The 25574-nt window shown below is 70.4% G+C and carries 29 protein-coding genes; 13 read left to right on the top strand and 16 right to left on the bottom strand.

Annotated features, from left to right (window positions below; all coding sequences use genetic code 11):
• Nucleotides 1-22: 22 nt before the first annotated feature.
• The gene (locus ACIF80_RS05815; protein WP_399799842.1) at nt 23-1573 is read left to right on the top strand and encodes a fused MFS/spermidine synthase; all 1551 of its coding nucleotides are present in this window, start codon (nt 23-25) and stop codon (nt 1571-1573) included.
• A gap of 262 nt (nt 1574-1835) precedes the next feature.
• Here the strand turns inward: ACIF80_RS05815 and ACIF80_RS05810 are convergent, their stop codons facing one another.
• Nucleotides 1836-2828: an endonuclease/exonuclease/phosphatase family protein gene (locus ACIF80_RS05810; RefSeq protein WP_399799839.1), complete on the bottom strand. Its 993-nt coding sequence runs from the start codon at nt 2826-2828 to the stop codon at nt 1836-1838.
• 827 nt (nt 2829-3655) lie between these two features.
• Entirely contained in the window at nt 3656-3826 is a 171-nt protein-coding gene (locus ACIF80_RS05805; RefSeq protein ID WP_055594165.1) for a hypothetical protein, read from the bottom strand.
• 184 nt (nt 3827-4010) lie between these two features.
• On the opposite strand from ACIF80_RS05805, the gene ACIF80_RS05800 reads away from it, so the two are divergent.
• From ACIF80_RS05800 to ACIF80_RS05750, 11 genes are all read left to right on the top strand, one after another.
• Nucleotides 4011-4331 carry a gas vesicle protein gene (locus tag ACIF80_RS05800; RefSeq protein WP_399799836.1) on the top strand — a complete coding sequence of 107 codons (321 nt, stop codon included), beginning with the start codon at nt 4011-4013 and terminating at the stop codon, nt 4329-4331.
• 42 nt (nt 4332-4373) lie between these two features.
• The gene (gvpJ, locus tag ACIF80_RS05795; protein ID WP_399799834.1) at nt 4374-4844 is read left to right on the top strand and encodes a gas vesicle protein GvpJ; all 471 of its coding nucleotides are present in this window, start codon (nt 4374-4376) and stop codon (nt 4842-4844) included.
• Between the two features lie 2 nt (nt 4845-4846).
• The gene (locus ACIF80_RS05790) at nt 4847-5596 is read left to right on the top strand and encodes a GvpL/GvpF family gas vesicle protein (RefSeq protein WP_399801185.1); all 750 of its coding nucleotides are present in this window, start codon (nt 4847-4849) and stop codon (nt 5594-5596) included.
• Between the two features lies 1 nt (nt 5597).
• Nucleotides 5598-5858, top strand: coding sequence for a gas vesicle protein GvpG (locus ACIF80_RS05785; RefSeq protein WP_399799831.1), 261 nt, complete (start codon nt 5598-5600; stop codon nt 5856-5858).
• Nucleotides 5859-5865: 7 nt separating this feature from the next.
• Nucleotides 5866-6630 (top strand): histone protein, encoded by a 765-nt coding sequence (locus ACIF80_RS05780; protein WP_399799829.1) that lies wholly within the window; start codon nt 5866-5868, stop codon nt 6628-6630.
• A gap of 6 nt (nt 6631-6636) precedes the next feature.
• Nucleotides 6637-7704 (top strand): SRPBCC family protein, encoded by a 1068-nt coding sequence (locus tag ACIF80_RS05775; RefSeq protein WP_399799826.1) that lies wholly within the window; start codon nt 6637-6639, stop codon nt 7702-7704.
• Nucleotides 7697-8038, top strand: coding sequence for a gas vesicle protein (locus tag ACIF80_RS05770; RefSeq protein WP_399799824.1), 342 nt, complete (start codon nt 7697-7699; stop codon nt 8036-8038). The genes ACIF80_RS05775 and ACIF80_RS05770 overlap by 8 nt, the downstream gene beginning before the upstream one ends.
• 19 nt (nt 8039-8057) lie before the next feature.
• Entirely contained in the window at nt 8058-8873 is an 816-nt protein-coding gene (locus ACIF80_RS05765; protein WP_399799821.1) for a GvpL/GvpF family gas vesicle protein, read from the top strand.
• 3 nt (nt 8874-8876) lie between these two features.
• Complete coding sequence (locus ACIF80_RS05760; RefSeq protein ID WP_399799818.1) at nt 8877-9104, top strand: gas vesicle protein; 228 nt, start codon at nt 8877-8879, stop codon at nt 9102-9104.
• On the top strand, nt 9101-9379 hold the full coding sequence (locus ACIF80_RS05755; RefSeq protein WP_399799815.1) for a gas vesicle protein K: 279 nt from the start codon (nt 9101-9103) through the stop codon (nt 9377-9379). The genes ACIF80_RS05760 and ACIF80_RS05755 overlap by 4 nt, the downstream gene beginning before the upstream one ends.
• 192 nt (nt 9380-9571) lie before the next feature.
• Nucleotides 9572-10030: an Asp23/Gls24 family envelope stress response protein gene (locus ACIF80_RS05750; RefSeq protein WP_399799812.1), complete on the top strand. Its 459-nt coding sequence runs from the start codon at nt 9572-9574 to the stop codon at nt 10028-10030.
• Nucleotides 10031-10142: 112 nt separating this feature from the next.
• On the opposite strand, the gene ACIF80_RS05745 is transcribed toward ACIF80_RS05750, so the two are convergent.
• From ACIF80_RS05745 to ACIF80_RS05680, 14 genes are all read right to left on the bottom strand, one after another.
• The gene (locus ACIF80_RS05745) at nt 10143-11408 is read right to left on the bottom strand and encodes a lytic transglycosylase domain-containing protein (RefSeq protein WP_399799810.1); all 1266 of its coding nucleotides are present in this window, start codon (nt 11406-11408) and stop codon (nt 10143-10145) included.
• An 82-nt stretch (nt 11409-11490) separates the two neighbouring features.
• On the bottom strand, nt 11491-12339 hold the full coding sequence (locus ACIF80_RS05740) for a hypothetical protein (RefSeq protein ID WP_399799808.1): 849 nt from the start codon (nt 12337-12339) through the stop codon (nt 11491-11493).
• Nucleotides 12340-12388: 49 nt separating this feature from the next.
• A complete protein-coding gene (locus tag ACIF80_RS05735) occupies nt 12389-12931 on the bottom strand; it encodes a nuclear transport factor 2 family protein (protein ID WP_399799805.1) in 543 nt (180 codons plus the stop codon).
• 26 nt (nt 12932-12957) lie between these two features.
• Complete coding sequence (locus ACIF80_RS05730; RefSeq protein WP_399799803.1) at nt 12958-13794, bottom strand: hypothetical protein; 837 nt, start codon at nt 13792-13794, stop codon at nt 12958-12960.
• Nucleotides 13791-14342: a hypothetical protein gene (locus tag ACIF80_RS05725; protein ID WP_399799800.1), complete on the bottom strand. Its 552-nt coding sequence runs from the start codon at nt 14340-14342 to the stop codon at nt 13791-13793. Before ACIF80_RS05725 ends, ACIF80_RS05730 begins: the two co-directional genes overlap by 4 nt.
• Nucleotides 14339-15631 (bottom strand): MCE family protein, encoded by a 1293-nt coding sequence (locus ACIF80_RS05720; protein WP_399799797.1) that lies wholly within the window; start codon nt 15629-15631, stop codon nt 14339-14341. Before ACIF80_RS05720 ends, ACIF80_RS05725 begins: the two co-directional genes overlap by 4 nt.
• Complete coding sequence (locus tag ACIF80_RS05715; RefSeq protein ID WP_399799794.1) at nt 15628-17034, bottom strand: MCE family protein; 1407 nt, start codon at nt 17032-17034, stop codon at nt 15628-15630. The genes ACIF80_RS05720 and ACIF80_RS05715 overlap by 4 nt, the downstream gene beginning before the upstream one ends.
• Nucleotides 17031-18110 carry an MCE family protein gene (locus ACIF80_RS05710; RefSeq protein WP_399799792.1) on the bottom strand — a complete coding sequence of 360 codons (1080 nt, stop codon included), beginning with the start codon at nt 18108-18110 and terminating at the stop codon, nt 17031-17033. The genes ACIF80_RS05715 and ACIF80_RS05710 overlap by 4 nt, the downstream gene beginning before the upstream one ends.
• Nucleotides 18107-19249 carry an MCE family protein gene (locus ACIF80_RS05705; RefSeq protein ID WP_399799789.1) on the bottom strand — a complete coding sequence of 381 codons (1143 nt, stop codon included), beginning with the start codon at nt 19247-19249 and terminating at the stop codon, nt 18107-18109. The genes ACIF80_RS05710 and ACIF80_RS05705 overlap by 4 nt, the downstream gene beginning before the upstream one ends.
• The gene (locus tag ACIF80_RS05700; RefSeq protein WP_399799786.1) at nt 19246-20304 is read right to left on the bottom strand and encodes an MCE family protein; all 1059 of its coding nucleotides are present in this window, start codon (nt 20302-20304) and stop codon (nt 19246-19248) included. The genes ACIF80_RS05705 and ACIF80_RS05700 overlap by 4 nt, the downstream gene beginning before the upstream one ends.
• A complete protein-coding gene (locus ACIF80_RS05695; protein WP_399799784.1) occupies nt 20301-21554 on the bottom strand; it encodes an MCE family protein in 1254 nt (417 codons plus the stop codon). Before ACIF80_RS05695 ends, ACIF80_RS05700 begins: the two co-directional genes overlap by 4 nt.
• Nucleotide 21555: 1 nt before the next feature.
• A complete protein-coding gene (locus ACIF80_RS05690) occupies nt 21556-22362 on the bottom strand; it encodes an MlaE family ABC transporter permease (RefSeq protein WP_399799782.1) in 807 nt (268 codons plus the stop codon).
• Between the two features lie 5 nt (nt 22363-22367).
• Entirely contained in the window at nt 22368-23132 is a 765-nt protein-coding gene (locus ACIF80_RS05685) for an MlaE family ABC transporter permease (protein ID WP_399799780.1), read from the bottom strand.
• Nucleotides 23129-24136 (bottom strand): ABC transporter ATP-binding protein, encoded by a 1008-nt coding sequence (locus tag ACIF80_RS05680; protein WP_399799778.1) that lies wholly within the window; start codon nt 24134-24136, stop codon nt 23129-23131. The genes ACIF80_RS05685 and ACIF80_RS05680 overlap by 4 nt, the downstream gene beginning before the upstream one ends.
• 717 nt (nt 24137-24853) lie before the next feature.
• Between ACIF80_RS05680 and ACIF80_RS05675 the strand changes: the two genes are divergently transcribed.
• On the top strand, nt 24854-25501 hold the full coding sequence (locus tag ACIF80_RS05675; protein WP_399799776.1) for a hypothetical protein: 648 nt from the start codon (nt 24854-24856) through the stop codon (nt 25499-25501).
• Nucleotides 25502-25574: the final 73 nt, after the last annotated feature.

Here is a 25574-nt window from a genome sequence, read left to right as displayed (position 1 = left end):
CGTGGATGAGTCGCATGCAAGGATGTCGCCCGTGACCGGATCGTCTTCCATGCCTGTCGCCGAGGGCACACCCCGCGACTACGGTCCGGGCCCCCGTGTCGCTGTGGCGCTTGTGTTCGGATCCTCGGCCGCAGTCCTGGTGGTCGAGATCGTCGCCTTGCGGCTGCTGGCTCCCTACCTCGGCCTCACCCTCGAGACCAGCACCATGGTGATCGGCATCGCCCTCACCGCGATCGCCCTCGGCTCGTGGCTGGGTGGGCGCATCGCCGACCAGGTCGATCCACGCCGGCTCATAGGCCCCTCGCTCGGGGTGTCGGGGGCGGTCGTGGCGCTCACCCCCGCTGTACTGCGCGTCACTGCGGAGTGGGCACCGGCGATGCTCCTGCTGATCGCGTCGCTGACCATCCTCGTGCCGGGCGCACTGCTCTCCGCGGTGACGCCGATCGTGACCAAGTTGCGTCTCACCAGCCTCGCCGAGACCGGAACGGTTGTCGGCCGGCTGTCCGGCGTCGGCACCGTCGGCGCCATCGTCGGCACCGTTCTCACCGGCTTCGTCCTCGTATCACGGTTGCCGGTCAGCGGCATCCTGATCGGTCTTGGAGCGCTGCTGGTGGTCGGCTCGGCGCTGGTCGAGTGGCGAACGCGCCGGTGGAGAAGCACCCCTGCCCTCGCCCTCGCACTCGTGGTCGTTGCCGGCGGCCTTGCCACCACGGTCGCGCCCGGTGGCTGCGACGCGGAGACCAGGTACCACTGCGCACGGGTCGTCGCAGACCCCGACCGGGACAGCGGCCGCACACTCGTTCTGGACGGCCTGCGGCACTCCTACGTCGACATCGACGACCCGGCCTTCCTCGAGTTCACGTATGTGCGCGCCCTCGCGTCGGTGGTCGATGCCGCCTTCCGCGAAGGTGAGCCACTCGCTGCCCACCACCTGGGCGGCGGTGGGCTCACCTTTCCCCGTTACCTCGCGGCCACGCGGCCCGGGACACGCAGCCTCGTATCCGAGATCGACAGCGGGGTCGTGCGCGTCGACCGCGACGCATTCGGTCTGAGACCGGAAACCGGTATCGACGTACGCGTCGAGGACGGCAGGCTCGGCCTGCGGCGACTGGACGCCGGCAGCCGTGACCTCGTCGTCGGGGACGCCTTCGGGGGCGTCAGCGTGCCGTGGCACCTCACCACGGTGGAAGCGATGGCTGACGTACGGCGGGTACTCGACGAGGACGGCCTGTACGTCGCCAACCTCATCGATCACGGTGGTCTGGCCTTCGCACGCGCCGAAGCAGCCACCCTCAGCGAGACCTTCGAGCACGTCGCCCTCACCGGCGAACCCGCCGATATCGGCCTCGAACCGACCGCCACCCCCGAGGGCGGCAATCTGGTGATGTTCGCCTCCGACCGGCCGGTCGACCTCCACGCGGCCCAGAAAGCGCTGGACGCCCGGCACACCGGCTGGAAGATCGTCACCGGCGACGACCTCACCTCCTGGATCGGCGACGCCCGACCACTCACCGACGACTACGCACCCGTCGATCAGCTCCTCCAGCCCCACAGCCCACAGAACAGCCGATGAGCCATTCCCGTCCTGACGTCGCAAGGGGCCTCCCGTAGGAGGGAAGCGCTTGGGCCGCCAGCGGGCGAGGGGCGCTTCCGGAATGCCGCCGACAGGCCGAAGAGCTCGTGACAAGATCTTGGCGAGATGTCCTGGTCGGGCGTGACCGGTGTGGGTGCTCCGAACATCCAGGGCATCGGCGGCGGCCAGGGGGCACGCGGTCCCGGAGCCGCCGTCGGCCTCGTCCTCCCGCCGGCGGGTGGTGGCCCGGGGCGGGAACGGGTCATCGGGCCCGCAGGTCGGCGTGGACCAGGTCGTGATTCGAGTAGTTGGGGTGGACTCCCACACCCGACGCGGAGAAGCGGCCGCCCTTGCGGAGGAGGATGTAGTCGAACTTCTTCCGGTTCGGGCTCGTGTCCTTGCCGAGGGTCGGCTTGCAGGGGGGACCGCTGCGGGCTGCGTTGCACTTGGGGTCGGCGTCCCGGAATTCTTTCCATACGGGCTTCATCTCGGAGTAGGTCGGGGTCGCGTTGAAGTCTCCCAGGACAATGGCGTTCGGATGCTTTTTCACCGCGACAAGCAGTTCCTTGATCTGTGCATTCCGCTCGGCCCGCTGGCCCCCCTCCGAGAGATGGGTCGCGAAGACACGCACCTTCTTGCCGGCGACGGTGGTGTAGGCCGAGACGTGCCCGCGGTTCTCCGCCTTGTCATCGCGGTCCGTGGAGGGCCTCGTGTAGCGCGTGTTCTTCTTGCCCGTCAGTGGCGCGGCGGAGAGGATCGCGTTGCCGTAGGACGTGCCATAGCCAAGGCAGCGCCCCCCGTGCCTTGTCACACTTCCGTGTGCGACGCGATATGTGTACCCCTTCTTCCTGAGCCGTTCGACGATGGCGTTCGTTTCCTTGACGCAGATCTCCTGCAGCGCGATGACCTGCGGACGGTACCGGGCGATCTCGTTCACGATCCGGTTGAGGTGGCGGCCCTTCCTCAAGCGGCTGGAGGGATTGTCCACATTGAAAGTGGCGACCCTGTTCGTGAAGGCGGCTGCGGCCATGGCCACAGGCTCGTCCGCGGGTGCCTCCTCCGCCGAAGCCGTTCCACCCGGCTCCGCCGGGCTTGCCGCGTTCGGCCGGTCGGAGGACTTGATCTCGTCCGAGCTGTCGGCCGCGCCCGGACCGCAGGCCGTGGAGGTGAGGAGCGCGGCGACCACCGCGGCTCCGGCGGCGTAGGTCTTCCTACCTGTGGTGCGCTTGCGGTACGTAAGGGTAGAAGCGTTCATGATATTCCCCCGTGGGTGACCGTGCGTGGCTGCCTTTGTCAGGTACAGGAAGAGATTGCTTCAAGAGCCCTTCTCAATCCATCTGCTGGGCAAGCCTGTTACCGACGAGGTACACGGAAGGGGTGATTCCGAGGGGAGGTAACGACCACCGACGCGGCACGGCTTCCCGTCACGGCCTCGGGAGGACGGTGCCGGAAGGACGAACAAGCAGGTGAAGCCTCCGGCGGAGACAGTTCTCCTGGTCGAAAACCCATCCACCAAGGGCTTCACCACGTTGTCACCTTCACTGTCGGACCCCGCCCTCAGGCCGGAAAGGGCTCAGTGGGAGCAGCCGTACCGGGCCGGTCCGAAGCTCTGGTGGGTCCCCTCGAGGCAGGCGTGAATCCGACGAACGCCATGCCCTGACCAGACTCACCAAGACCGCGTGACGAGCTCATAGGCGCGTTCATGCCGGTGGCCCTCTCAAGGAACGGCGCCCGCTCAATTGTTGAGGACCAGGGTTTCCGAAGGAGCTGTTGAAGGCCTTTCGGTCGATTTCGGTCTCGAGTGGCGAATCTTCGACAAACGGTGGCGAGAGCAAGCGGTGGGCCCCCGCTCTGCCCAAGGCCGCCATCACCGAGAACCACTTGCCGCTTCGTCGCGGCTTCGGAAAGGCAGCGCCCGGAAGAACGCCCCTCTTGCGCCGCGAGGTTCACGTCATGCCGGCGGAAAGGGAGACGGAGGGACACACACCGGGCTCGACGAATCCATCCGGGCATGAAGGCGGGGTGGTACCGGAGATTTCTCCGGTACCACCCCGCGCATTCAAGTACGGCGTGTTCCTCGGTCTACCAGCGATACCACCGGCCACGGCGTCCGCCCGTATCGGCGGAGCGCATGACGAAACCGAGCAGCCACACGGCCAGCACGATCACCGCCACGATCCACAGCGCCTTCATGGCGAATCCGGCACCGAAAAGAACGAGGGCCAGCAGAAGTACAAGAAGCAGGGGAACCATGATTATCAACCTCCGAGGGAGCAGATGCCCCGGAGTTCTCGTGGTACGCATGGCGTCTTGATGTTTCTTTTATGTCGCAGCGGGAAAACGCGCGCGCCGCGCCACTGCGACACACACGCTCCGCGCCTCACACGGATGGCCCCGCTCGAGATGCACAGCCGTCAGGAGCGCCAAAACTGACCGTATGGCAGAACCACGTCGCCCGGATGCCGGGAGCTCCAAGACGGCCCCGGCTCGCCGCACGGGAGCCGCGCGGGGGCCCGAGCACGCGGCCCGTACTGCCCTCCGGAGCCTGGCGGAGCTGATCGATCACCCGCCGGAGGGCGTGTCCGCCGTCCGGCGTTCCGACGACGGCTGGTGTGTGGTGGTGGACGTCCTGGAGGTTCCGCGGATCCCCGACACCACGAGCCTCCTGGCCTCGTACGAGGTGCAACTCGACCGGGCCGGTGAGCTCCTGGAGTACCGCAGGGTCCGCCGCTACCGACGGGGTGCGGCCGACGAGTGATCCGTGTCCGCTCCCTCTGCCCCTCTGCTGGAAGGAACTTCCATGACCGCCACCACTTACTACTCCGACGAAGTAGTGGCCTGCCCGCCTCGCGCCGGCACGTTGTACGACGTACTGGAACTGATTCTCGACCGCGGCATGGTCATCGACGTGTTCATACGGGTCTCACTGGTCGGTATCGAGATCCTGAAGGTGGACGCGCGCATCGTCGTCGCGAGCGTGGACACCTACCTGCGGTTCGCGGAGGCGTGCAACCGGCTGGACCTCGAGCGCGATTCGCGCAGCACCACGGTCCCCGAACTGTTCGGCGGCGGTGCGGCCAAGGCCGTCGGCAAGCGCAAGGTGCGCAAGGCCGCCGACACCGTGGGCGAGACCGTACGCAAAGTGGTGGGCGGCGGCGAGGAGGAGCCCGACGACCAGGACGAGGACGAGGTCGAGGACGAGCAGCGGGAACGCCCGAGGAAGCGGCGCGCTCCCGCGCGCAAGAGCAGCCGCCGCCGGGTGGAGGCATGACCGTGGTGACCGACGGGGTGTACGTCTACGCGATTCTGCGGGCGGGAACGGTGCTCCCGGAAGGGCTCGGCGGTGTGGGGTCCCCTCCCGCCCCGGTGCGGACGATCGGGCAGGGCCCGCTCGACGCGGTCGTCAGCGAGGCACCGCCCCAGCTGCGCGCGCGACGTCGCGACCTGCTGGCGCACCAGGAACTCCTGATGCGCCTGGCGGACGAAGGGCCGGTGCTGCCCATGCGGTTCGGCATGGTCGCGCCGGACGAGAGGACGGTCCTCGATCAGCTGGCCGCCGACGGGTCCCGCCACGCCGCCACTCTGGAACAGCTGGCCGGCCGCTTCGAGATCAACGTCAAGGCGCTTCCGGCGCAGAACGCGCTGGCGGCCCTCGTCGCCGAGGAGAAGAACGTACGACGGCTTCGCGATGCCGCCCGCCGGCGTCCCGGCTACGAGGCCAGCATCAGGCTGGGCGAAGCCGTCACCACCGCACTCACCCGCAGAGCGGCAACGGCGGGACAGCGCTTGGTGCGTGAACTCACGCCCGGGGCCCGCGCCGTGGCAACGGGTCCCCCCGTGTCGGGCTGCGCACTCAACCTGTCCTTCCTCGTCGACCGCGGCGACACCGACGCCTTCCTCACCAGAGCCCGGACCTTCGCGGACGCTCATCGGGAGCATGTGGAGCTCCGGCTCGCCGGCCCGCTCCCCTGCTACAGCTTCGTCTCGTCCGAGGCCCTCCCCCTTCCCATGGGCGGGGCGTGACATGGGACTGATCACCGGCCTGCTCACCCTGCCCATCGCGCCGGTCCGGGGCGTGGTCTGGGTGGCCGAGAAACTCCACGACGCCGCCGAGCGCGAGGTGCACGACCCCGCCGTACTGCGTGCGCAGCTGGCGGTGCTCAACCAGGAGCTCGAGGCGGGCGACATCACTCCGGACGAGTTCGAACGAGAAGAAGAACGGTTGCTCGACCGACTGCACGCCGTGCGGGTCGGTCCGGCACACAACGATCGCGATCGAAGGTGACGTGCTGATGGAAGACCAGTCCAAAGTTGCCCTCGGGGCCGCAGTGGTCGGCGGCTACCTCCTGGGCCGGACCAGAAAAGGACGGCTGGCCATCACCGTCGCCACGTACCTGGCCGGCCGGCGGTTCGGTCTGGAGCCCCGCCAGCTCGCCGCGGAGGGGATGCGCCGGCTCGGAGGGGTTCCCCAGTTCGCCCAGCTCCAGGACCAGCTCCGGGGCGAGGTCCTCGAAGCGGGCCGCAAGGCCATGTCCGCCACCGCCAACCGCAGCCTGAGCTCGCTGGCCGACACGCTCAGCGACCGCACGGCCCGTCTCACCAAACCTCCGCGGTTCAAGGACGAGGACGAGGAGGAGGGCGAGAACGAAGACGTCGAGGAGGAGTACGAGGGCGAGGACGAAGAGACCCCGGACGACGAAGGCGCGGAGTACGGGGACGACGAGTACGAGGACGAAGAGGAGCCGGGCCCGGAGGACGAGGAGGAAGAGGAGGAGCCCGGCCCGGAGGAAGAGGAGGAAGAGGAGCCCGAGCGGAGGCCGGAGAAGCGGCCGTCGGGAAGGAAGACCCCGGCGAAGAAGTCCTCCCCCGCCAAGAAGAAAGCGGCCGAGAAGACATCTCCGGCCAAGAAGGCGACCGCCAAGAAGTCCGCTCCGGCCAAGAAGACGGCGTCCAAAAAGACCGCGGCCAAGAAGACATCTCCCGCGAAGAAGACGGCAGCAAGCACTTCGTCGTCGGTGAAGGGGACCGAATCCAAGCGCACGAAGCGTCGGAGGTAGCCAGTCATGGCCAAGACGAAGAACACAGAACCCGAGGCTGAAGAGTCCGGATTGGGCAGGCTCCGGGGAGAGCTGTCCGGCTTCCTCGGCGCACATGCGGGGAAACTCGCCGAGAAGGCGGGAGACAAGCTGACCGGCGTCACGGGCCGGCTGACCGACGTCGCGGAGAACGGCGGTTCCCTGCCCAAGATCGGCTCACGCGTCCTTCAGGGCGATTCGCCGGTGAAGGCATTCGTCTCGGAAAAGGCCAAGGGCGTCAAGGACAGTGTCGTGGACAAGGCCAAAGAGACCTTCGGCGGTGGAAAGCGCAAGCGTAAGTCGGGCGGCGGCAAGCTCATGAACATCATCGAGGTACTCGATGTGGGAGTGCCTCTGCGTACCGCTTACGACCACTGGACCCAGTACGACCAGTTCAGCGGTTTCACCAAGGGCGTTCAGGACGTCTCGATGGAAGACGAGGCGACCAGTAACTGGAAGGTCAAGATCGGACCGTCCGCGCGCAGCTTCAAGGCGACGGTCCAGGAGCAGGTGCCCGACGAACGCATCGTGTGGACGTCGGAAGGCGCCAAGGGCACCACGCGCGGTGCGGTGAGCTTCCACGAACTGGGTCCGACCCTCACCCGGATCGTCCTGGTCCTCGAGTACTACCCGTCCGGGTTCTTCGAGAAGACGGGCAACCTCTGGCGTGCCCAAGGGCGCCGCGTGCGCCTGGACTTCAAGCACTTCCAGCGATACGTCACGCTCACCACCGACGAGCCCGAGGCCTGGCGTGGCGAGATCCGCGACGGAGAAGTCGTCAAGTCCCACGAAGAGGCCATGGAGGAGGAAGAAGAGAGGGAAGAGGACCAGGACGGCCGGGAGGACGAGGACGAGGGTGAGGAAGAGGAAGAGGAAGAGGACGGCGAGGCCGCGGACGATCGACTGACGGGCGAGGAAGAAGACGAGGACGAGGAGTACGAGGAAGAAGAGGAGCCCGGCCCGGAGGACGAGGAGGAAGAAGAAGAGGAGGAGGAGGAAGAGGAAGAAGAGGAGAAGCCCGCCGAGCGGCGCTCCCGGAGGGCCCGTCGTGACTGACCTCGCCTTCCGGCACGACGTGAACCAACCCGTCCCCGGGCCCCCGAACACCAACCTCGCCGACATCCTCGAGCGCGTCCTCGACAAGGGCATCGTGATCGCCGGCGACATCAAGATCGACCTTCTCGACATCGAGTTGCTGACCATCCGGCTGCGCCTCTTCGTGGCCTCCGTGGACACCGCGAAGAAGGCCGGCATCGACTGGTGGGAGACCGACCCGGCGCTCAGCTCCCGCGCGGCACGAAGCGCTCTGCAGGAGGAGAACCGCGAACTGCGTGCCCGGCTGGAGGCACTCGAATCCGGTCCCCGGGACATGGTGTCGTCCGATCGTTGAGCCAGGGAGAAACGAAGGCATGACGGAGCACAGCCCCAAGGCTTCGGAAGCGACCGCCCTCTACGTGTACGCGGTCTGCCGCGCCGACGGAAGTCCGGCTCTCGCCGGGGTGCCCGGGGTCACCCGGGACGCACCCCTGCGTACGCTTCCCCTCGGTTCTCTCACCGCGATCGTGCAGACCGTGCGGGCCGCCGAGTTCACGGACGAGGCATGGCAGGAGCGTCTGACGGACGAGCCCGAACTCGAACGGTACGCGCGCGCCCACCACGAGGTCGTGTCGGCGGTCGCCGCCCAGGCACCCACGGTGCCCTTGCCCCTGGCGACGCTGTACACCGCGGAGGACAGGGCCGAGCGCGTGCTGAGCGACGAGTCGGCGCGCTTCCACACCGCCCTGAAACGCATCGCGCACCATGCCGAATGGGGCGTGAAGGTCTACGCGGCCGGCTCTCCGGGCGATGACGGCGGCGGGGCGGCGCAGCGGCCGAGCCCACCGGGCGACCGGAGCCGTCCGGCTCCGGGAGCGGGGCGGGCGTATCTGGAACGCAAACGGAACCTGCAGGCACGGCGCGAGCAGCGACGGGAGGAGTCCCTGCGCGTCGCCGAGACCGTGGACACGCGGGTGTGCCGCATCGCCAAGGCGTCCCGCCGGCTCCGGCCGCACGGCCCGGGAACGGCCGGCGACCACCGCGTCCAGGTCCTGAACGCCACCTACCTGGTCGCCGAGCACCGGTCGGCGGAACTGGAGCTGCTGGCACAGGACTTGCGGGAAAGCACCGGCGCCGGGATCGAACTCTCGGGCCCGTGGGTGCCCTACTCCTTCGTGGGCGAGGTGTGAGGGGTGACGCACGACGTGGTTCCGTGGGACAGTCCGGGCCCCTTGAGCGGTCCCATCGGGGTGCCGTTGGTGGATCTTCTGGACCGGGTCCTGGCGACCGGGGTCGTCGTCAGCGGGGATCTGGTCATCGCGATCGCCGATGTCCCGCTCGTCCGGGTGTCGCTGCATGCCCTGCTGTCGTCGGTCGGCGAACGCGTGCCCGCCCCGTGGGCCGACAGCGGGCCGCTGTGACGGCCTCACGGGTCGACCTGGACTCCGAGCAGATGGGGCGCGATCTCGTCGCCCTGGTCCTCACCGTGGTGGAGCTCCTGCGCCAGCTGATGGAGCGGCAGGCCCTGCGGCGCATCGACCAGGGCGACCTCACCGACGAGCAGACCGATGAGATCGGCACCACCCTCATGCTGCTCGACCAGCGCATGACGGAACTCTGCGAACAGCACGGCGTACGCCCGGAGGACCTCAACCTCGATCTGGGGCCGCTCGGCGCCCTGCTCCCCCGGGACTGAAGGGGCGACGGGACGGGTGGAGCCGGTGCCCCCGCCGGCCGCTCACCCGAATGGCGGAGGACCGGTTTCCGGAGCACAGTGGAATGAGGGCGCGAGGCAGCGGATGCCGGCGGATGGCATCCGCTGAGTGCCGGTGGACGGCATCCGCCGGATCCGGCCCGCCCCTCCCCGACGGCTCTGTGCGAGGAATCCATGACGACGAACGACAGTCTGAGCGGCACTGCCCTGAGCACGGGCGGCACCACGGGGGAAACCCCTGGGACGACCGTCATCGCGAACACCGTGGTCTCCACGATCGCGGGCATAGCCGTGCGCGAGACCGAGGGGATCTACTCCCTCGGCGGGGGTGCCTCACGAGCTCTGGGAGCGGTCAAGGAAAAGGTGTCCCGCTCCAGTGATCCCGGGCGTGGCGTGAAGGTGGAGGTGGGCGAGAAGCAGACCGCCATCGACGTCGATGTCGTGGTGGAGTACGGCATCGAGATCCTGGAGGCCGCGAGGGAGGTCCGCTCCCGGGTCACGGACGCGGTCGAGACGATGACCGGACTGGAGGTCGTCGAGATCAACATCAAGGTCCTCGACGTCCATGTCCCGGGAGCGGACGAGGGCGACGAGGACACGGAGCGTGCTTCCTCGGGTTCCCGCGTCCAATGACGCGGGTCTGCTGACCCGCCCCGCACCCCCCGCCTGCGGGAAACCGCCGACGGAACTCGACCGACGCCTCCGGGACGGCTCAGGGGCAGCTCCGGGACGGCTCAGCGATGGCTCAGTCGGCGGAGGGTGTGGCCGGGACGGTGGGGCACGGGGAGGTGGTCGGGGAAGGGGAAGGGTCGGGGGACGGGGAGCCGGACTCCGGGGAGCACTCGTCCGGTTCGGTGGGTGAAGGGCCCGGGTCCGTGGGGTCCGGGGAGGGCGACGGGTCCTCGGTGGGGGACTCCTCGGGCGGTGTGGAGGGGTTCTCGCTCGTCGGGGGTTCCGTCGGCGAGGAGGGGCCCGGCGACGGGGACGGGGGCGGCGACGACGGGGAGGGGGAGGTGGTGGGCGACGGGGACGAGGAGGGGGGCCGTGTGGGGGTGGCGGGGGTGGTCGGGTCCGGGCCGATGATGATGCCGTCGTCGTCCTTGTTCCCGGTGTCGGCGGGCTCGGTGGCCGGGGTGTCGCCGCCCGCGCCGGGGCTCTTCGGGATGACGCCCTTGCCGTCGGGGACGGTGTGGATCCCCCGGCTGTAGAACTCCAGCCAGTACCTGACCAGTTTCAGGTAGGCGCGCGAGTGGTTGTAGCTGAGGATCGCCCGGTCCAGGTCCGCGGCCCGGCCCAGGTTCCGGTCGCCCGCGCACAGGTAGTGCCCGGCCGCCAGGGCCGCGTCGAAGATGTTGTTCGGGTCGGCACGGCCGTCACCGTTGCCGTCCACGCCCCAGCGGGCCCAGGTGGACGGCAGGAACTGCATCGGTCCCACCGCACGGTCGTAGACCGTGTCACCGTCGTGGGCGCCCCCGTCCGTGTCCCGGATCAGGGCGAAACCCCGGCCGTTGAGCGGCGGTCCGGTGATGCGGCCCAGCGTGGTGCCGTTCCGGTCGACCGCTCCGCCGCGCGCCTGGCCGGACTCGACCTTGCCGATCGCCGCGAGCAGCTCCCAGGGCAGCCGGCAGCCGGGGTCCGTCCTGCCGACGGACGTCCCGGCGGCACGGTAGGCACGCAGCACGGTGGCGGGGACACCGGACTGGGAGCGGAGGCCGTGGACGAGCGCCGGGGCCGCCGACCCGACGTCCGGCACCTTCAGGGGCGGGATCTCGGTGTGGTAGGAACCGTCGCCCGGAGGCATGAGCTCGGTGTACGGGGCGTCTGCCGCGGCCGGTCTGCCGTCGTCGTCGGTCGAGGGGGCGGCGTGGGCGTCCTTCGCGTCCCGGGTGAGACCGGGTGCCTGGGAGGCGGTGAGGGCTGCCACGGCCGCCACCGCGAGGGCGGTCGTCCGCAGTCTCCTGCGGGCCCGGCCGGGACGCCGGCGTCGTGCGCGTGCGCGGTGTGCGGACATGGCGGTCACTCCTGTCGGATGCGGGGCGTACGGGCGGTGCCGTGCGTACGGGCGGTCACGCGGGCGGTCACGCGGGCGGCTCTCAGCGGCCGAAGGTGTCGAGGGCGGAGACGAGCCAGCGTCCGTCGCGGTGGACGACGTCCACCGCGAGCAGGGCCCCGGCGTACACGCCCTCGTCCTGCTGCTCCTGCTCGCCCTTCGCGGCCTTCCCGTCCTTGTTCGCGGTGGGTTTGGTTCCGGCGGTGCCGACGCTGCTCTGGTCGGCGTAGACGAGGACCCGGGCCCGGTCGCCGTCGATGCGTTCGACGGCGCTCTCGGTGACCGCCGTGGTGATCAGCGCCTTCTGCTCGTCGGCCCGCTTGCGGACGTCGGCGAGCAGGGTGTCGTGCTGGCCGACGGCCTTCTCGGTGAGCAGGTCCTCCGCGGCTTTCTCCAGGGCACCGGGGTCGGTGTGGTCGTACGAGAAGAGCGCCTCGACGGCCTTGGACGTCTGCCCCTTGATCTCGCTGGTGCGGGCGAGGTCGGTCAGGGCGGTGTTGCTGCGCGCGGGGTCGTCCCGGAGTGCCTCGGCCCGCGCGTGGGCCCAGCCCGCGAAGCCTCCGAGGAGCAGGGTCAGGGCGCAGAGGACCGCGAGGGTCGTGGCCGGGCGGTGCGGGCCGCTGCGGGCCCGGGCGGTCCTGCGGTCGCCCGTGGCCCCGGGCGTCTTCCGGGCCGCCCCGGGGGCCTTCCCGGCCGTGCCGGGAGTCGTTCCAGGGGTCTTCCGGGTCGTCGTCCCGTCCGTGGCCGGCTCGGCCGGAGGGGGGAGGACGGCCGTGCCGCCCGTGCCGGACCGGCTCTCGGTGCCCGGCCGGGTCCCGGCGGAGGGGGCGGGGCGGGACTCGCGGGCCTGCCGGCGGCGCTGGCGGTTGATGTGGTGGCGGGTCGTCGACATCGTGCGGGTGTCCTCCTCGGTGCGGCGGCTGGCGCTGTGCGGGGCCGGGTCAGCCGGCCGATGTGCCGCCCACGGGTGCCTGGCCCAGGGCGCTCAGCTTCCAGCGGCCCTCGGTCCGGGTGAGTTCGCCGAGCATGCGACTGTCCTTGTCGGTCTTCGCGCCGCCGGCCGCCTCGACGGTGACGCGCAGGGCGATCAGCACCCGGGCGCGTCCGGCGCGGTCGTCGATCTCGGTGACGGCGCCCGACAGCACCCGGGCCGTGGTGACCGTCCTGGCCGCTTTCACCTGCTCGGCGAACTCCGTGCGACCGGAGGTCAGTTGTTCGTGCAACTCCCCGGTCGTCGAGGATTCCCACAGGTCGAGGCCCCGGTCCAGGTTCTGGTGGTCGAGCGTGTTGAGGTTCTGCACGGCCTGCTCCCCGGCGGCGAGCGCCTCGTCCCGTTGCCCGGCGTACGCGGCCCGGTCGTCGTGGGCCGCGCGGTACCAGTCCTGTCCCGCCCACGCCGCGAAGCCGCCCGCGGTGAGGGTGAGGGCGAGCAGCACGGCCGGCAGCGGCCGGGTTCCGGCGAAGGCGCGGACCGCGCGTTTCATGGGGTGCTCCACTCTCCCGCGCACGGTCAGCGGGCCTTGATGTCGGTGATCCGCCACTGGTCGTCCACCAGCCGTGCCGTGACGGTGAGTTGGGCCGCCGCGGTGGTGGCCTTGTCCTTGCCGCGGTGGGAGGTCTGGTCGAGGAAGACCAGCAACCGTGCTTTCCCGCCGTCGAGTTCGATCACTCCGGTGCGGGCGACCCGGGTGCTCAGGGTGACGCGCTGCTCGGTGAGGTCGTCGCGCACCTGGTCGAAGAGGGCCTGGTACTGGCGGGCGGCGCGGCCGCTGAGGACGGTGCGCGCGGAGCGTTCGGCGGCCGCGGTGCCGTCCGGTGTGTAGGAGAAGGCCCGGGCGAGGGCATGGCCGACCTCACCGGCGACGCGGGTGGTGGCCTCGGTGTCGGTGAGCGCCTGGTTCCGGACGGGCGGGGCCGATCGCAGCTGGTGGGCACCGTAGAAGAAACCGCAGCCGGCGACGAGGAGCAGGGCGGCGGACCCGGCGAGGGCGGCCCGTCGAAGGCGCCCGGCGGGAAGGCGGCGGGGACGGGCGTCGCGCGTCGTGTCTTCCGGCTCCGGGGCGGCTTCCGGCTCCCCGGCTTCCGTAGCGGGTTGTGCTTCCGGCACGTCTGTCACGCCCGGCGCGTCCGGTGCGTCCGGCGCGACTGTCACGCCCGGCGCGTTCGGTGCGTCCGGCACGTCTGTCACGTCCGGCGCGTCCGGTGCGTCCGGCGCGACTGTCACGCCCGGCGCGTTCGGTGCGTCCGGCACGTCTGTCACGTCCGGCGCGTCCGGTGCGGGGGTTCCGTCGGGCTCCGGCGGTCTGCCCCTGCGCAGCAGCCGTGTCAGCATCGGGGTCTGCGTCATCGGCCGCCGCCCTCCTTCTCCTCGGAGGTCTCTCCCGCGTCCCGTGCCGTCCTCTCCCCCGTGACCGGCACCGCGCTCAGCGCCCTCACCTTCCACTCCCCCTCGTCCGTGCGGGCCAGGACCGCCTCCAGCCGTTTGCGGTCGGTGGTCGGCTGCTTCGTCCCGGCGGGTGCGACCTCGACCCGGACGGTGGTGATGAGCTTGGCCGTGCCGGTGCGTGTGTCGAGCGCGGTGACGGCGGCCTCGGTGACCGTGCCGCGCGCCGAGGCGCCCGCCTCGGCCTCGGTGCCGCCCAGTTCCTCGCGCAGGGGTCCGATGGAGGCGGCGCGCCAGGATTCGATGCCCTTCTCGGCCCGCTGCCGGGTGGAGGCGTCGAGTGTGGTGAGCACGGCGACGCCCTTGCGTCCGTCGGCGAGCGCCCGGTCGCGCTCCCGGCCGTGGGCGAGCGCGTCGTCGGTGCGTGCCTGGGCGTAGGTCCACGCGCCGGTGCCGCAGAAGCCGAGCGCCAGGGCGAGCCCCACGCCGGTGAGGATGCGGGTCCGCTTCATCGGGTGCTCCCGGTGGCCGGGGTGAGGAGGCCCGTCATGTCCCCGGGTGCCTCGCCGTCCTGGCCGGGCAGGGCGAGGGCGCCGGGGAGCGTGGTCGCGCCGGCCGTCCTCGCCCCGCCGCCGCTTCCGCCGCTGCTGCCGGAGGGCAGGGTGCCGGGCTTGGCCGGTTCGGGTACCGGGCCGCCCTTCGGGGCGTTCGCCGAGCCGCGCACGTTGACCCCGTCCGCGGCCGGGGCGGTGCAGGCCGCGCCGGTGTTGAGGGCGGGCGTGGTGCCGAGGTCGAGCCCGTTGCGGTAGCGGGTGGCGCCGTATCCGGCGGTGCAGGGCAGGGGGTTGAAGAAGGTGACGGCCATGCCGAAGTTCAGTTTTCCTCCGTCGACGGCGGTGGCGCCGGCGGCGACGGCCGCCGGGAACTTCACCAGGAACTCCTCCGTGCCGCGCTGCCGGGTGACGGCGATCTCGGAGGTGGTGAGCAGGTTGGCGAGGACGACGCCGAGGCTCGGGTCGAGGTCCCGCAGGACGCCGCTGACCTGGGTGGCGGCATCGGGGGTGACGGTCAGGAGGCGGCGCAGGTCGGCGTCGGAGCCCTTGAGGGCGCGGGCCAGTGCCTCCGCTCCGGTGGCGAAGTCGCGGATGGCCTGCGCCTCTTCGGCCTGGGTGCGCAGGACGGTCTCGCCGTCGGTGATGAGCCGGGTGGTGGACGGCAGGTTGCGGTCGGCGGCCTCCACGAAGCCGCTGCCGCTCTCGAGCAGGACCTCTAGGTCGTCGCCGTGGCCTTCGAAGGCCTTGCCGAACTCGTCCACGACCGTGCGCAGGTCTTCGAGCGGTACGGAGGCGGCGAGGGCGTTCACGCCGGTGAGGACGTCGGTGACGGGGGCGGGCACCTGGGTGTCGGTCTCTTCGATGCGGGTGCCCTCGGCGAGGTAGGGGCCGCCGTCGCTCTCGGGCCGCAGGTCGATGTACTGCTCGCCCACGGCGGAGAGTCCGGCGACCACCGCGCGGGTGTCGGCGGGGATGCGCGGGGCGGACTTCTTGATGCGGAGTTCGGCGACGACGCCGTCGGCGGTGAGGCCGATCGGGCCGACCCGTCCCACGGAGACGCCCCGGTAGGTGACGTCGGAGTGGGTGAACAGGCCGCCGGTGCGCGGGAGCAGCACGTCGACGGTGTAGTGGTCGGCGACGCCGATGTACCGGCCGAGGTCGGCGTAGCGGATGCCGAGGAACGAGAGGGCGAGGACGGCGACGAGGAGGAAGGCGATGTTCTTCAGCCGTACGGCGAGGGTGATCAACCGGATTCACCTCCCCGCGTGGCCGCCGGGTCCGCCGGCGTCCCGGAGGCGGCGGAAGCGGAGGCGGAAGCCGTGGCGGGGACGGAGGGCAGGGGCAGCGGGGGCGAGTGCTCCGGTGCGGGCTGCCGCGGCGACGAGGTTCCCGGCGACGGGACCGGCTCCCGTCCCCGGCCGGACTCCTCTTCCCCGCCGGCCTTCCTGGAGGACGGACCCTCCCCGGCCGCCGCCGGGCCGCCGTCCGCCGGGGCGGAGGGGGAGGCCGTCTCCTCGGACACCAGGGGCGGGATCACCTGGGTGCCGGGGACGGCGGCCATGTTCAGGTACACGTTGAGGTAGTCGCCCTTCACCCCCCGCAGCACCTCGTCGGTGAACGGGTACGTCAGCAGCACCTGGAGCGAGTCGGGCAGGTCCGTGCCCGCGTCCGCGAGCGCCTTCAGGGTCGGCGCGATGGCCTTGAGGTCGGCGATCATGTCGTCCTTGCTCGCGTCGATGGTGGAGACGGCGACGCCGGAGAGGGTGTCGAGGGAGCGCAGCATGGTCAGCAGGGAGCCGCGTTGCTTCTCGAGCGTCTTCAGTCCGGGCGAGAGGTCGGTGAGGACGGTGCCGACGTCGTCCTTGCGGGTGGCGAGGGTCGCGGAGAGCCGGTTGGCGGCGTCGAGGGCGTCGGTGATGTCGCCCCGGTTGTCGTCGAGGTCGGTCACCAGGGTGTTGACCCGCTTCAGTACGGAGCGGACCTCGGGTTCACGGCCGCCGAGCGCCGCGTTGAGCTCCCGGGTGATGGTCTTGAGCTGGTTGACGCCGCCGCCGTTGAGTAGCAGGGACAGCGCGCCGAACACCTCCTCGACCTCGGTGTCGCGGCTGGTGCGGGAGACCGGGATGACGCCTCCGTCCTCCAGCCTGCCGGTGCCGGCCGTGCCGCCGGTCTCCCGGGCGGGCGCGACGAGTTGGACGTACTTCTCGCCCAGCAGGCTGGACTGTTCGAGCCGGGCGGTGGCGTCGGCGGGCAGCCGCACATCGCCGTTGATCCTCATGGTGACGCGGGCCGACCAGTCGTCGTGGCCGAGTTCGATGGCGGTGACCCGGCCGACGGCGACGTCGTTGACCTTCACCGCGGACTGCGGGACCAGGCTGAGTACGTCGTGGAGTTCCGCGGTGACGGTGTAGGGGTGGTCGCCGAGGTCGGCGCCGCCGGGCAGCGGCAGGTCCTCGATGCCGTCGAAGCTCGGGAGGCCGGTGGTGGCCGCGCCGAGGGCCAGGGTGAAGCCGAGACCGAGGGCGATCAGTCCGCCCAGGGTGAGGCCGACCGCGCCGCCCGTGGTGAGCACGCCGCGCTTGATCCCGTCGGCTCCCGGGCCGGCGCGCCGTGCGCCGTGCTTCCCCGCTCCCTTCTCCGCTCTCTTCATCGCTCCCCCTTTCCGGAGGCCGCGGATCCGCCGTCGTTCCCGGCCCCGCCGCCGCCCGTGGCCTCGCCGCCGCTCGTGGAGGAGCCGCCCGCCGCGGGCAGGGGCAGCAGCGGTCCGCCCATGCTGATCTCGTTGAGGTCGGCGCGGCCGTCGAGGGTGCGGGTGTCGGGGTTGTAGGCGCGTACGAGGTTGCCCGCGGCCAGCGGTGCCACGTCCAGCGCCTCGGCGAGGGAGACCCGCTGCTCGACGAGGGTCCGGGTGATGGGGACGAGCCGGTCGACGTTCTTCTTCAGCTCGCCCCGGTTGTCCTCGATGAAGGTCTTGACCTGGCCGAGGGCGGTGCCGAGTTCCTCGAGCGCGCCGGTGAGGTCGCCCTTGTTGTCGGCGAAGAAGGTGACGACCTCGTCCAGGCGTTCCTGCGCGGTCCGTACGTCGGTGTCCTTGTCCTTCAGCATGGTGGTGAAGGTCTGGAGCCGGCTGAGCGTGCTGAACAGGTCGCCGCTGCTGCCGTCGAGGGTCTTGGCCGCCTTGCCGAACTCCTCGATGCTCGTGCCGATGGTCTCGCCGTTGCCGTCGAGGTTGGCGGCGCCGGTCGTCAGCAGGCCGGACAGCGCGCCGGTGGAGTTGGCGCCGTCCGGGCCGAGGGCCTCGGCGAGTTCGGTGACCGATGCGTAGAGCTGGTCGATCTCGACGGGGGTGCGGTTGCGGGAGGCAGGCAGTACGGCGCCTTCGGCGAGGGCGGGCCCCGAGCTGTGGGCGGGGGTCAGCTGCACATAGCGGTCGGCGACGACGCTCGGTGCGACGACGACGGCCCTCGCCCCTTCGGGGACCTTGACGCCCTCGTCCAGGCGGAGGCCGACGCGCACCGTGGTGCCCTGCGGCCGCACCGACTCCACCTCACCGGCCCGCACCCCGAGGATGCGCAGGTCGGACCCGGCGTAGATGCCGACGGCGCGGTCGAAGTAGGCGGTGATGCGGGTGCCTTCGGAGTCGAGGACCCGCACGGCGGTCAGCCCGCCGGCGGCGAGCACCGCGAGGGCGAGCACGCCGGTGAGGACTTTTCTGCGTCTGCTCATCGTTCACCGTTCCCCTGGGCCGCCGGCTGTTTCGGCGGCAGGCATCCGGTCTCGGGCAAGGACGTCTCGGGCAGGTAGGCACGGGGGACGACACCGCACAGGTAGCTGTCGAACCAGCGGCCGTTGCCCAGGGTGTTGCCGACGAGGCGGTAGTACGGTCCGGCCAGCGCGAGGGTCTTGCCGAGCTGGGCGCTGTTCTTCTCCAGGACGCCGGTGACCCGGCCGAGGGCCTTGAGGGTGGGGCCGAGCTGCTTCTCGTTGTCGTCGACGAGGCCGCTGAGTTCGGTGCCGAGCTTTCTGCTCCCCTTGAGGAGGGCGCGGATGGCGTCGCGGCGGTCCTGGAGTTCGCCGAGCAGGGTGCCGCCGTCCTCCAGCAGGGTCTCGAAGCTGGACTGCTTGTTCTGCAGGGTCTTGGTGAACGTGGCGCTGCCCTTGAGGAGTTCGGAGAGTTCCGCGTCGCGCTTGGAGACGGACTTCGACAGTGCGGACAGACCGCCGGCGGCCTTCCTCACGTGGGGCGGGGAGTCCTCGAAGGTGTCGGAGATGGTCTCGAAGCTCTCCGCGAGTTTTCGGGTGTCGATGGCGTCGACGGTGCCGCTGAGATCCTGGAACGCCTGCGTCACGTCGTAGGGGGAGGTGGTGCGGGACAGCGGGATGCGGCTGCCGGGGTCCTGCCGGCCGGAGCCGAGCGGGTCGAGTGCCAGGTACTTGTCGCCGAGGAGGGTCTTGATGGCGATGGCGGCGGTCGTCCGGTCGCCGAGCCAGGCGTCCTCGACCTCGAAGGTGACCTTCACCTTGGCGCCGTCGAGCCCGACGCCGGTGACCCGGCCTGCCTTGACGCCGGCGATGCGCACCTCGTCGCCCTCGTCGAGGCCGGCCGCCTCGGAGAAGTCGGCGCTGTAGGAGGTGCCGCCGCCGAGCGGCAGCCGGTCCACGTTGTAGACGAGGGCGGCGAGCAGGGCGAGGGCGAGCAGCCCGACGACGGCCACGGCGACGGGGTCGCGTTCCTTGACCGGTCCGATGCGCGGGCGCCGGGACCCGGCAGCCGTCCGCCCGGCCTTCTCCGCCTCCTCGCTCCCGCCTGTCTCGTCGCCCCCGCCTGTCTCGTCGCTCCCGCCGCGTCGCATGAAGGGCCTCATCCGCGGCACCTCGATTCGGTGATCGCGATGCCGGTCGGCGGTTCGGAGCCGTCGGAGGTGGTCACTCCGCTCACGCGTGCCTCGCAGAGGTAGAGGTTGAGCCACGATCCGTAGGAGGACAGGCGGGCCAGGGCGGTCATCTTGGCGGGGGTCCGGTCGAGGAAGTCCTCGATCTGCGGGGTGTGTTCGCCCAGTCCCTTCGAGAGCCGGCCCAGTTCACGGATGTCCTGTTTGAGGGGCGCGCGTCCGTCCTCGAGGAGGTCGGCGGTGACGGTGGTCAGGTCGCCCATGGCCTCGACCGCTTCGCCGAGGGGTTTGCGGTCCTCGTTGAAGCCGGTGACGAGGTCCTGCAGGGTGTCGACGAGGTCGTCGAAGCCGGCCTCCCGGTCGTTGAGGGTCTTCAGGACGGTGCTGAGGTTGTCGACGACCTGGCCGATCACCTTGTCCTTGGCGGCGACGGTGGTGCTGAGCGAGCCGATGTGGCGGATCAGGCTGTCGACGGTGGCGCCCTCGCCCTGGAGCACCTGCACGATCGATCCGGCGAGGTCGTTGACGTCCTTCGGGGACAGTCCTTCGAACAGCGGCTTGAACCCGTTGAAGAGCAGGGTCAGGTCGAGGGCGGGCGCGGTGCGGTCGAGCGGGATGGTGGCGTCCTGCTCGAGGGTGCCGGTGAGGTCGCCGCTGCCGCGGTCGAGGGCGACGTAGCGCTGGCCGACCATGTTGAGGTACTTCACGGCGGCGGTGGTCGACCGGGGCAGCCGGCGGTCGTCGCGGACGGTGAAGGTGACCTGCGCGGTGCGGCGCTGCACGACGCGGACGTCGGTCACCTCGCCGACCTTCACCCCCGAGATCCGCACGCTGTCGCCGTCGACGAGCCCGGTGACGTCGGTGAACAGGGCCTTGTAGCTGTGGGTGTCGGAGCCCACGCCGGTGCTGGCGACGCTGAGACCGAGCACGGTCGTGGCGAGGCCGGTGACCAGGACGAAGACGAGGGACTTGAGCAGCGTCCCGGTCAGCGGGCGGCGCCGGGTGTGCGCGTAATCCTGGGTGGTCATCCGAGGGTCACCTCCGTGCCGCGGTAGACGGGCCCGACGAGCAGGCTGCTCCAGTCGGGCAGGTCCGCGGGGCTCCGGCCGGCGGCAGGGGCGAGCAGCTCGTTGACGAGGGCGTTCTCCTGCGGGGAGTTGGCGGGGCCGAGGTCCTCGTCCGTCCCGGCGGACGCCCGGGCGGCGGGCGCTGCGGACGCGCCGAGGTAGGGCACCGGATGGCAGCGGGGGCCGCCGCCGGAGTCGTACGCCGGGGTGTCGCGGCCGGGGACGTAGGCGCCGCGCGAGGGGACGGTGGTGACGTCGACGTGGATGCCGGGCCGGTCGGTGCCCTTGCCGAGCGCCTTGTCCATGGCGGGCACGAACTCGGTGAGGGTGCGCAGGGTGCAGGGGAAGGAGGGTGCGTACTCGGCGAGCAGTTCCAGGGTGGGCCTGCCGGTGGCGCTGAGGCGGATGATGGTGTCCTCGTTCTTGCGCAGGAAGGCCGTCATGTCCTCGGCCGTCCGGGTGGTGGCGCCGAGGGTGCCGGCGAGGTCGGCCTCCTGTGCGGCGAGGGTGCCGCTGGTGGTGGTGAAGTCGGTGAGCGCCGTGATGATGTCGGGTGCGGCGTCCGCGTAGACATGGCTGACCTTCACGAGCTGTTTGAGGTCCCGGTTGAGCGTGGGCAGGTGGGGGTTGAACTCCCGCAGGTGGTCGTCGAGCACGCCGAGCGTGTCGCCGAGCCGGTCGCCGCGTCCCTCCAGGGCCTGCGAGACGGCCGACAGGGTGGCGGAGAGCTTCTGCGGCTGGACCGCGGTCAGCATCGGCAGGACGTTGTCGAGGACCTGCTGGAGTTCGACGGCGTTCTCGGAGCGGTCCTGGGGGATGACGGCTCCGGCGGCCAGTGGCCGGGGCGAGGGGTTCTGGGACGGCACGAGGGCCACGAACCGTTCGCCGAACAGGGTGGTCGGCAGCATCTGCGCGCGGACGTCGTCCGGTACCCGCTCCAGGGTGCCGGGCTTCATGGCGAGGGTGAGCCGCGCTCCGTCGCCGTGGGCGTCGATGGAGCGGACCTCGCCGACGACGACCCCGCGCAGTTTGACCTCGGCGCCCGGGTGCATCTCGTTGCCGGCGCTGCCGGTCTCGACGACCACCGGGTCGGAGTCGGTGAACCGCTTGTCGTAGACGGCCACGGCCAGCCAGATCAGCAGGGCGGGCACCAGCAGGTAGGCCACCCCTGCACAACGGCGGCCCAGTGTCACGCCTCGTCGTCCGCTCATGTCACCCCGCCACCTTCACGGTCGTGGTCGCGCCCCACAGGGCGAGCGACAGGAAGAAGTCGGTGACGCTGATCAGCACGATGGCGTTGCGCACGGACCGGCCGACGGCGACGCCGACCCCGGCGGGGCCGCCCGAGGCGCGGTAGCCGTAGTAGCAGTGGGACAGGATCACCATCACGCTGAAGATCAGTACTTTCAGCACGGAGAGCAGGACGTCCGTGGGTGAGAGGAAGAGGTTGAAGTAGTGGTCGTAGGTGCCCCGGGACTGCCCGTTGAACAGGACGGTCACGTAGCGGGACGCCACGTAGGAGGAGAGCAGCCCGATCGCGTAGAGCGGGACGATGGCGACGACGCCGGCGATGATGCGGGTGGTGACCAGGTAGGGCTTGGAACGGATGCCCATGCCCTCGAGGGCGTCGATCTCCTCGTTGATGCGCATGGCGCCGAGCTGGGCGGTGAAGCCGGCGCCGACGGTCGCGGAGAGGGCGAGTCCGGCGACGAGCGGGGCGATCTCGCGGGTGTTGAAGTAGGCGGAGACGAATCCGGTGAACGCGGCCGTGCCGATCTGGTCGAGGGCCGCGTAGCCCTGGAGTCCGACGACGGTTCCGGTGAAGAGCGTCATCGCGATCATCACGCCGATGGTGCCGCCGATGACGCCGAGGCCCCCGGTGCCGAAGGCCACCTCGGCGAGGAGGCGCTGCACCTCCCGGAGGTAGCGGTGCAGGGTCCGCGGGATCCACAGCAGGGCCCGTACGTAGAAGAGGAACTGGTCGCCGGTGCGGTCGAACAGGGCGAGCGGGGAGGCCATCGCGCTCAGCCTCCCTTCGGCGGGACGATCTGGAGGTAGATGGCCGTCATCACCATGTTGACGAAGAAGAGCAGCAGGAAGGTGATGACGACGGACTGGTTGACGGCGTCGCCGACGCCCTTGGGGCCGCCGCGCGGGTTGAGGCCCCGGTAGGCGGCGACGATGCCCGCGATGAACCCGAAGACCAGCGCCTTGAGTTCGCTGATGTACAGGTCGGAGAGCTGGGCGAGGGCGGAGAAGCTGGCCAGGTAGGCGCCGGGGGTGCCGCCCTGCAGGATGACGTTGAAGAAGAAGCCGCCGAGGGTGCCGACGACGGAGACCAGGCCGTTGAGCAGGACCGCCACGCCCATGGTGGCCAGGACCCGGGGGACGACCAGGCGTTGCACGGGCGAGACGCCCATGACCTCCATGGCGTCGAGTTCCTCGCGGATCTTGCGGGAGCCGAGGTCGGCGCAGATGGCGGAGCCGCCGGCGCCGGCGATGAGCAGGGCGACGATGAGCGGGCTCGCCTGCTGGACGACGGCGAGGACGCTGGCGCCTCCGGTGAACGACTGGGCCCCCAGCTGCTGGGTCAGGGAGCCGACCTGGAGGGCGATGACGGCGCCGAAGGGGATCGAGACGAGTGCGGCGGGCAGGATGGTGACGCCCGCGATGAACCAGAACTGTTCGACGAACTCGCGGAACTGGAAGGGTCTTCGGAAGATGGCGCGGCTCACTTCGGCGGCGAGCGCGAAGAGCCGGCCGGTCTGCCGCAGCGCGCCGGTGATCATGCGCCGCTCCCGGTGGCGGGCATCGGCAGCGTGGGTGCCTGGGCGTGGTGCGCGTAGGTCTCCCGGATGGCGGAGCGCGCGGCGGGCGGCAACCGGTCGAGCATGCCCATGACTCGTTCGCGCCGTCGGGCGACGGCCCGGCGCGGCGGCAGGCCGGGCGACGGCTCCAGCTGCGGGACGATCCTCCGGGGCCGGGCCTCGTCGGCGGCGGTGCCCGCCTCGGCGGCGAGGGTGGCCGCGTCCTTCTCCTCGGACATCCCGATGGGGCCCTCGCGCCGGCCGCCGAGGAACTGGGCCACGACCGGTTCCTCGCTGGTGAGCAGCACCTCGCGCGGGCCGAAGGTGACCAGCTCGCGCCGGAAGAGCATCCCCATGTTGTCGGGCACGGTGGCGGCGATGTCGAGGTTGTGGGTGACGATCAGCATCGTCGCGTCGATCTGCGCGTTCAGGTCGATCAGCAGCTGGGAGAGGTAGGCGGTGCGGACCGGGTCGAGCCCGGAGTCCGGTTCGTCGCAGAGGACGATCTGCGGGTCCAGCACGAGCGCGCGGGCCAGGCCGGCCCGCTTGCGCATGCCGCCGCTGATCTCTCCCGGAAGCTTGCCCTCCGCTCCCAGCAGTCCGACGATCTCGATCCGCTCCATGACGATGCGGCGGATCTCGGACTCCTTCTTGCGGGTGTGCTCGCGCAGCGGGAAGGCGATGTTGTCGAAGAGGGACATCGACCCGAAGAGAGCCCCGTCCTGAAACATGAGACCGAACAGTTTACGGGTCTCGTAGATATCCCTTTCGGGACTGTTCACCATGTCCACCCCATTGATGAGGACACGGCCCTGCTCGGGTTTGAGCAGCCCTATGAGCGACTTCAGGAAAACGGTCTTCCCGGTGCCGGACGGTCCCAGCATCACGCTCACCTCTCCGGCAGGAAGGGTGAGTGTCACGTCCCGCCAGATGCTCTGCTTACCGAAGGACTTGGTCAGGCCCTCGACCACCACTTCGATTCCCATATCACCTCCAGCGGACGCAGGTCGGATGTGCACCGCGGGGCGCACGTTAAGTCGGTGCGGAGCGCAATGACAACGGGTGCGGTGCCGGATTCCCGTCCCCTTTCCGGAACTTGTCACCGCGCAGACAACCCGTCGGCCGCACTTGTCTCCGGGGAGACAGGGGCAGGGTCTCGCGGCTCCGGGGGTGCGGATCCGCGAGACCCTGCCTACGGACGTCCGGACCCGCTGGGAGGGTGAGGCCGGAAAGCATCCGTCGTGGCTCCGGCCGACGGGGGCCACCGACCTGGAGCCGAGCACCACACCGGCACGTTACGGTCCAGTAACCTCGGCGGGCAAGACCGGGATCCGAGTTTTCCGGGATACGCACTTCAGCCATCCGGAACTTGTCAGGACGCAGATAAAACACGGCCCGGAAACTGTCACCGGGTGAGCAGGGCGGCTCGGTGAAGGGCAGCGAACGGCGAGGCCCCGCAACCGGCGGACGAAACGTCGACATTGACACTTGATGACTAAGACGACCTGTGGACCACTCACCCCGGAAACAGATATTTCCACTTTCAAAAGAATCATGAACGGCGGCATTGTTCGGCTAAGTTTCCCGCAAGTAACGTCATTTCTCGCGGACAGGGAACAGCGAGCCGCGGGCCGCACGGCCTTCCCTCGATCGACCGGCCACGGCCCACCTCTGCCGGCCAACCCACAAGGAGTCCTGACGTCATGAAGAAGAACACGAGAAGGTTCGCAGTCGTGGCGGGTGCGGCCGCGGCCGCCTTCGGCCTCACCGTCGCGCCCGCCTCGGCGGTGCCCTCCACGGTGTGGACCGTCACCCCGACGGGCGCCTACACCGCGACGAACGTCGGCAACATCGTGCTGACCGCCACCATCCCGATGACCTGTACGACTTCGAGCGCGTCGGGAACCATGAACAACGCCACGGGCAACCCGGCCACGGTCGCCAACATCAACGCCATCAACTTCGGCACTTCGGCCTCGCCGTGCACCAGTGTCCTGGGCTCCGTCACCACCGTGGCGGTCACCCCCTGGACCGTCGTCGCGCAGGACTACACCGCCGCGACCGGTGTCACCAAGGGCTACATCGGCAACGTCAAGGCCAACGTGACCGCCGGCGCCTGCAAGTTCACGGTGACGGGCAAGGCATCGGCCACCTACACCAACACCGGCACCAACGCCGGCATCCTGGCCGTCAGCAGTGTCGCCACCGGTGACCTGATCGTCAGCTCCAGCCCCGCCCCCTCCAACTGCGGCACCGTGGTCACGACCGCCACCAAGCCCATCTTCAAGGGCAACTACCGCATCAAGGCGGCGAACGGCGCCACTCCGAAGATCGTCGGCACCAACCCGTAAGGCATCACCGGCCCGTGTCCGCCCGACCGGAGTTCCGGTCGGGCGGACACGGGCCGTCCGTGCCGGACCCCAC

Source organism: Streptomyces sp. NPDC085927, assembly GCF_044540975.1.
Lineage (GTDB): Bacteria > Actinomycetota > Actinomycetes > Streptomycetales > Streptomycetaceae > Streptomyces > Streptomyces hirsutus.
The sequence above is the reverse complement of the archived record's forward strand: the minus strand, read 5'-3'. Positions and strand labels throughout refer to the sequence as shown.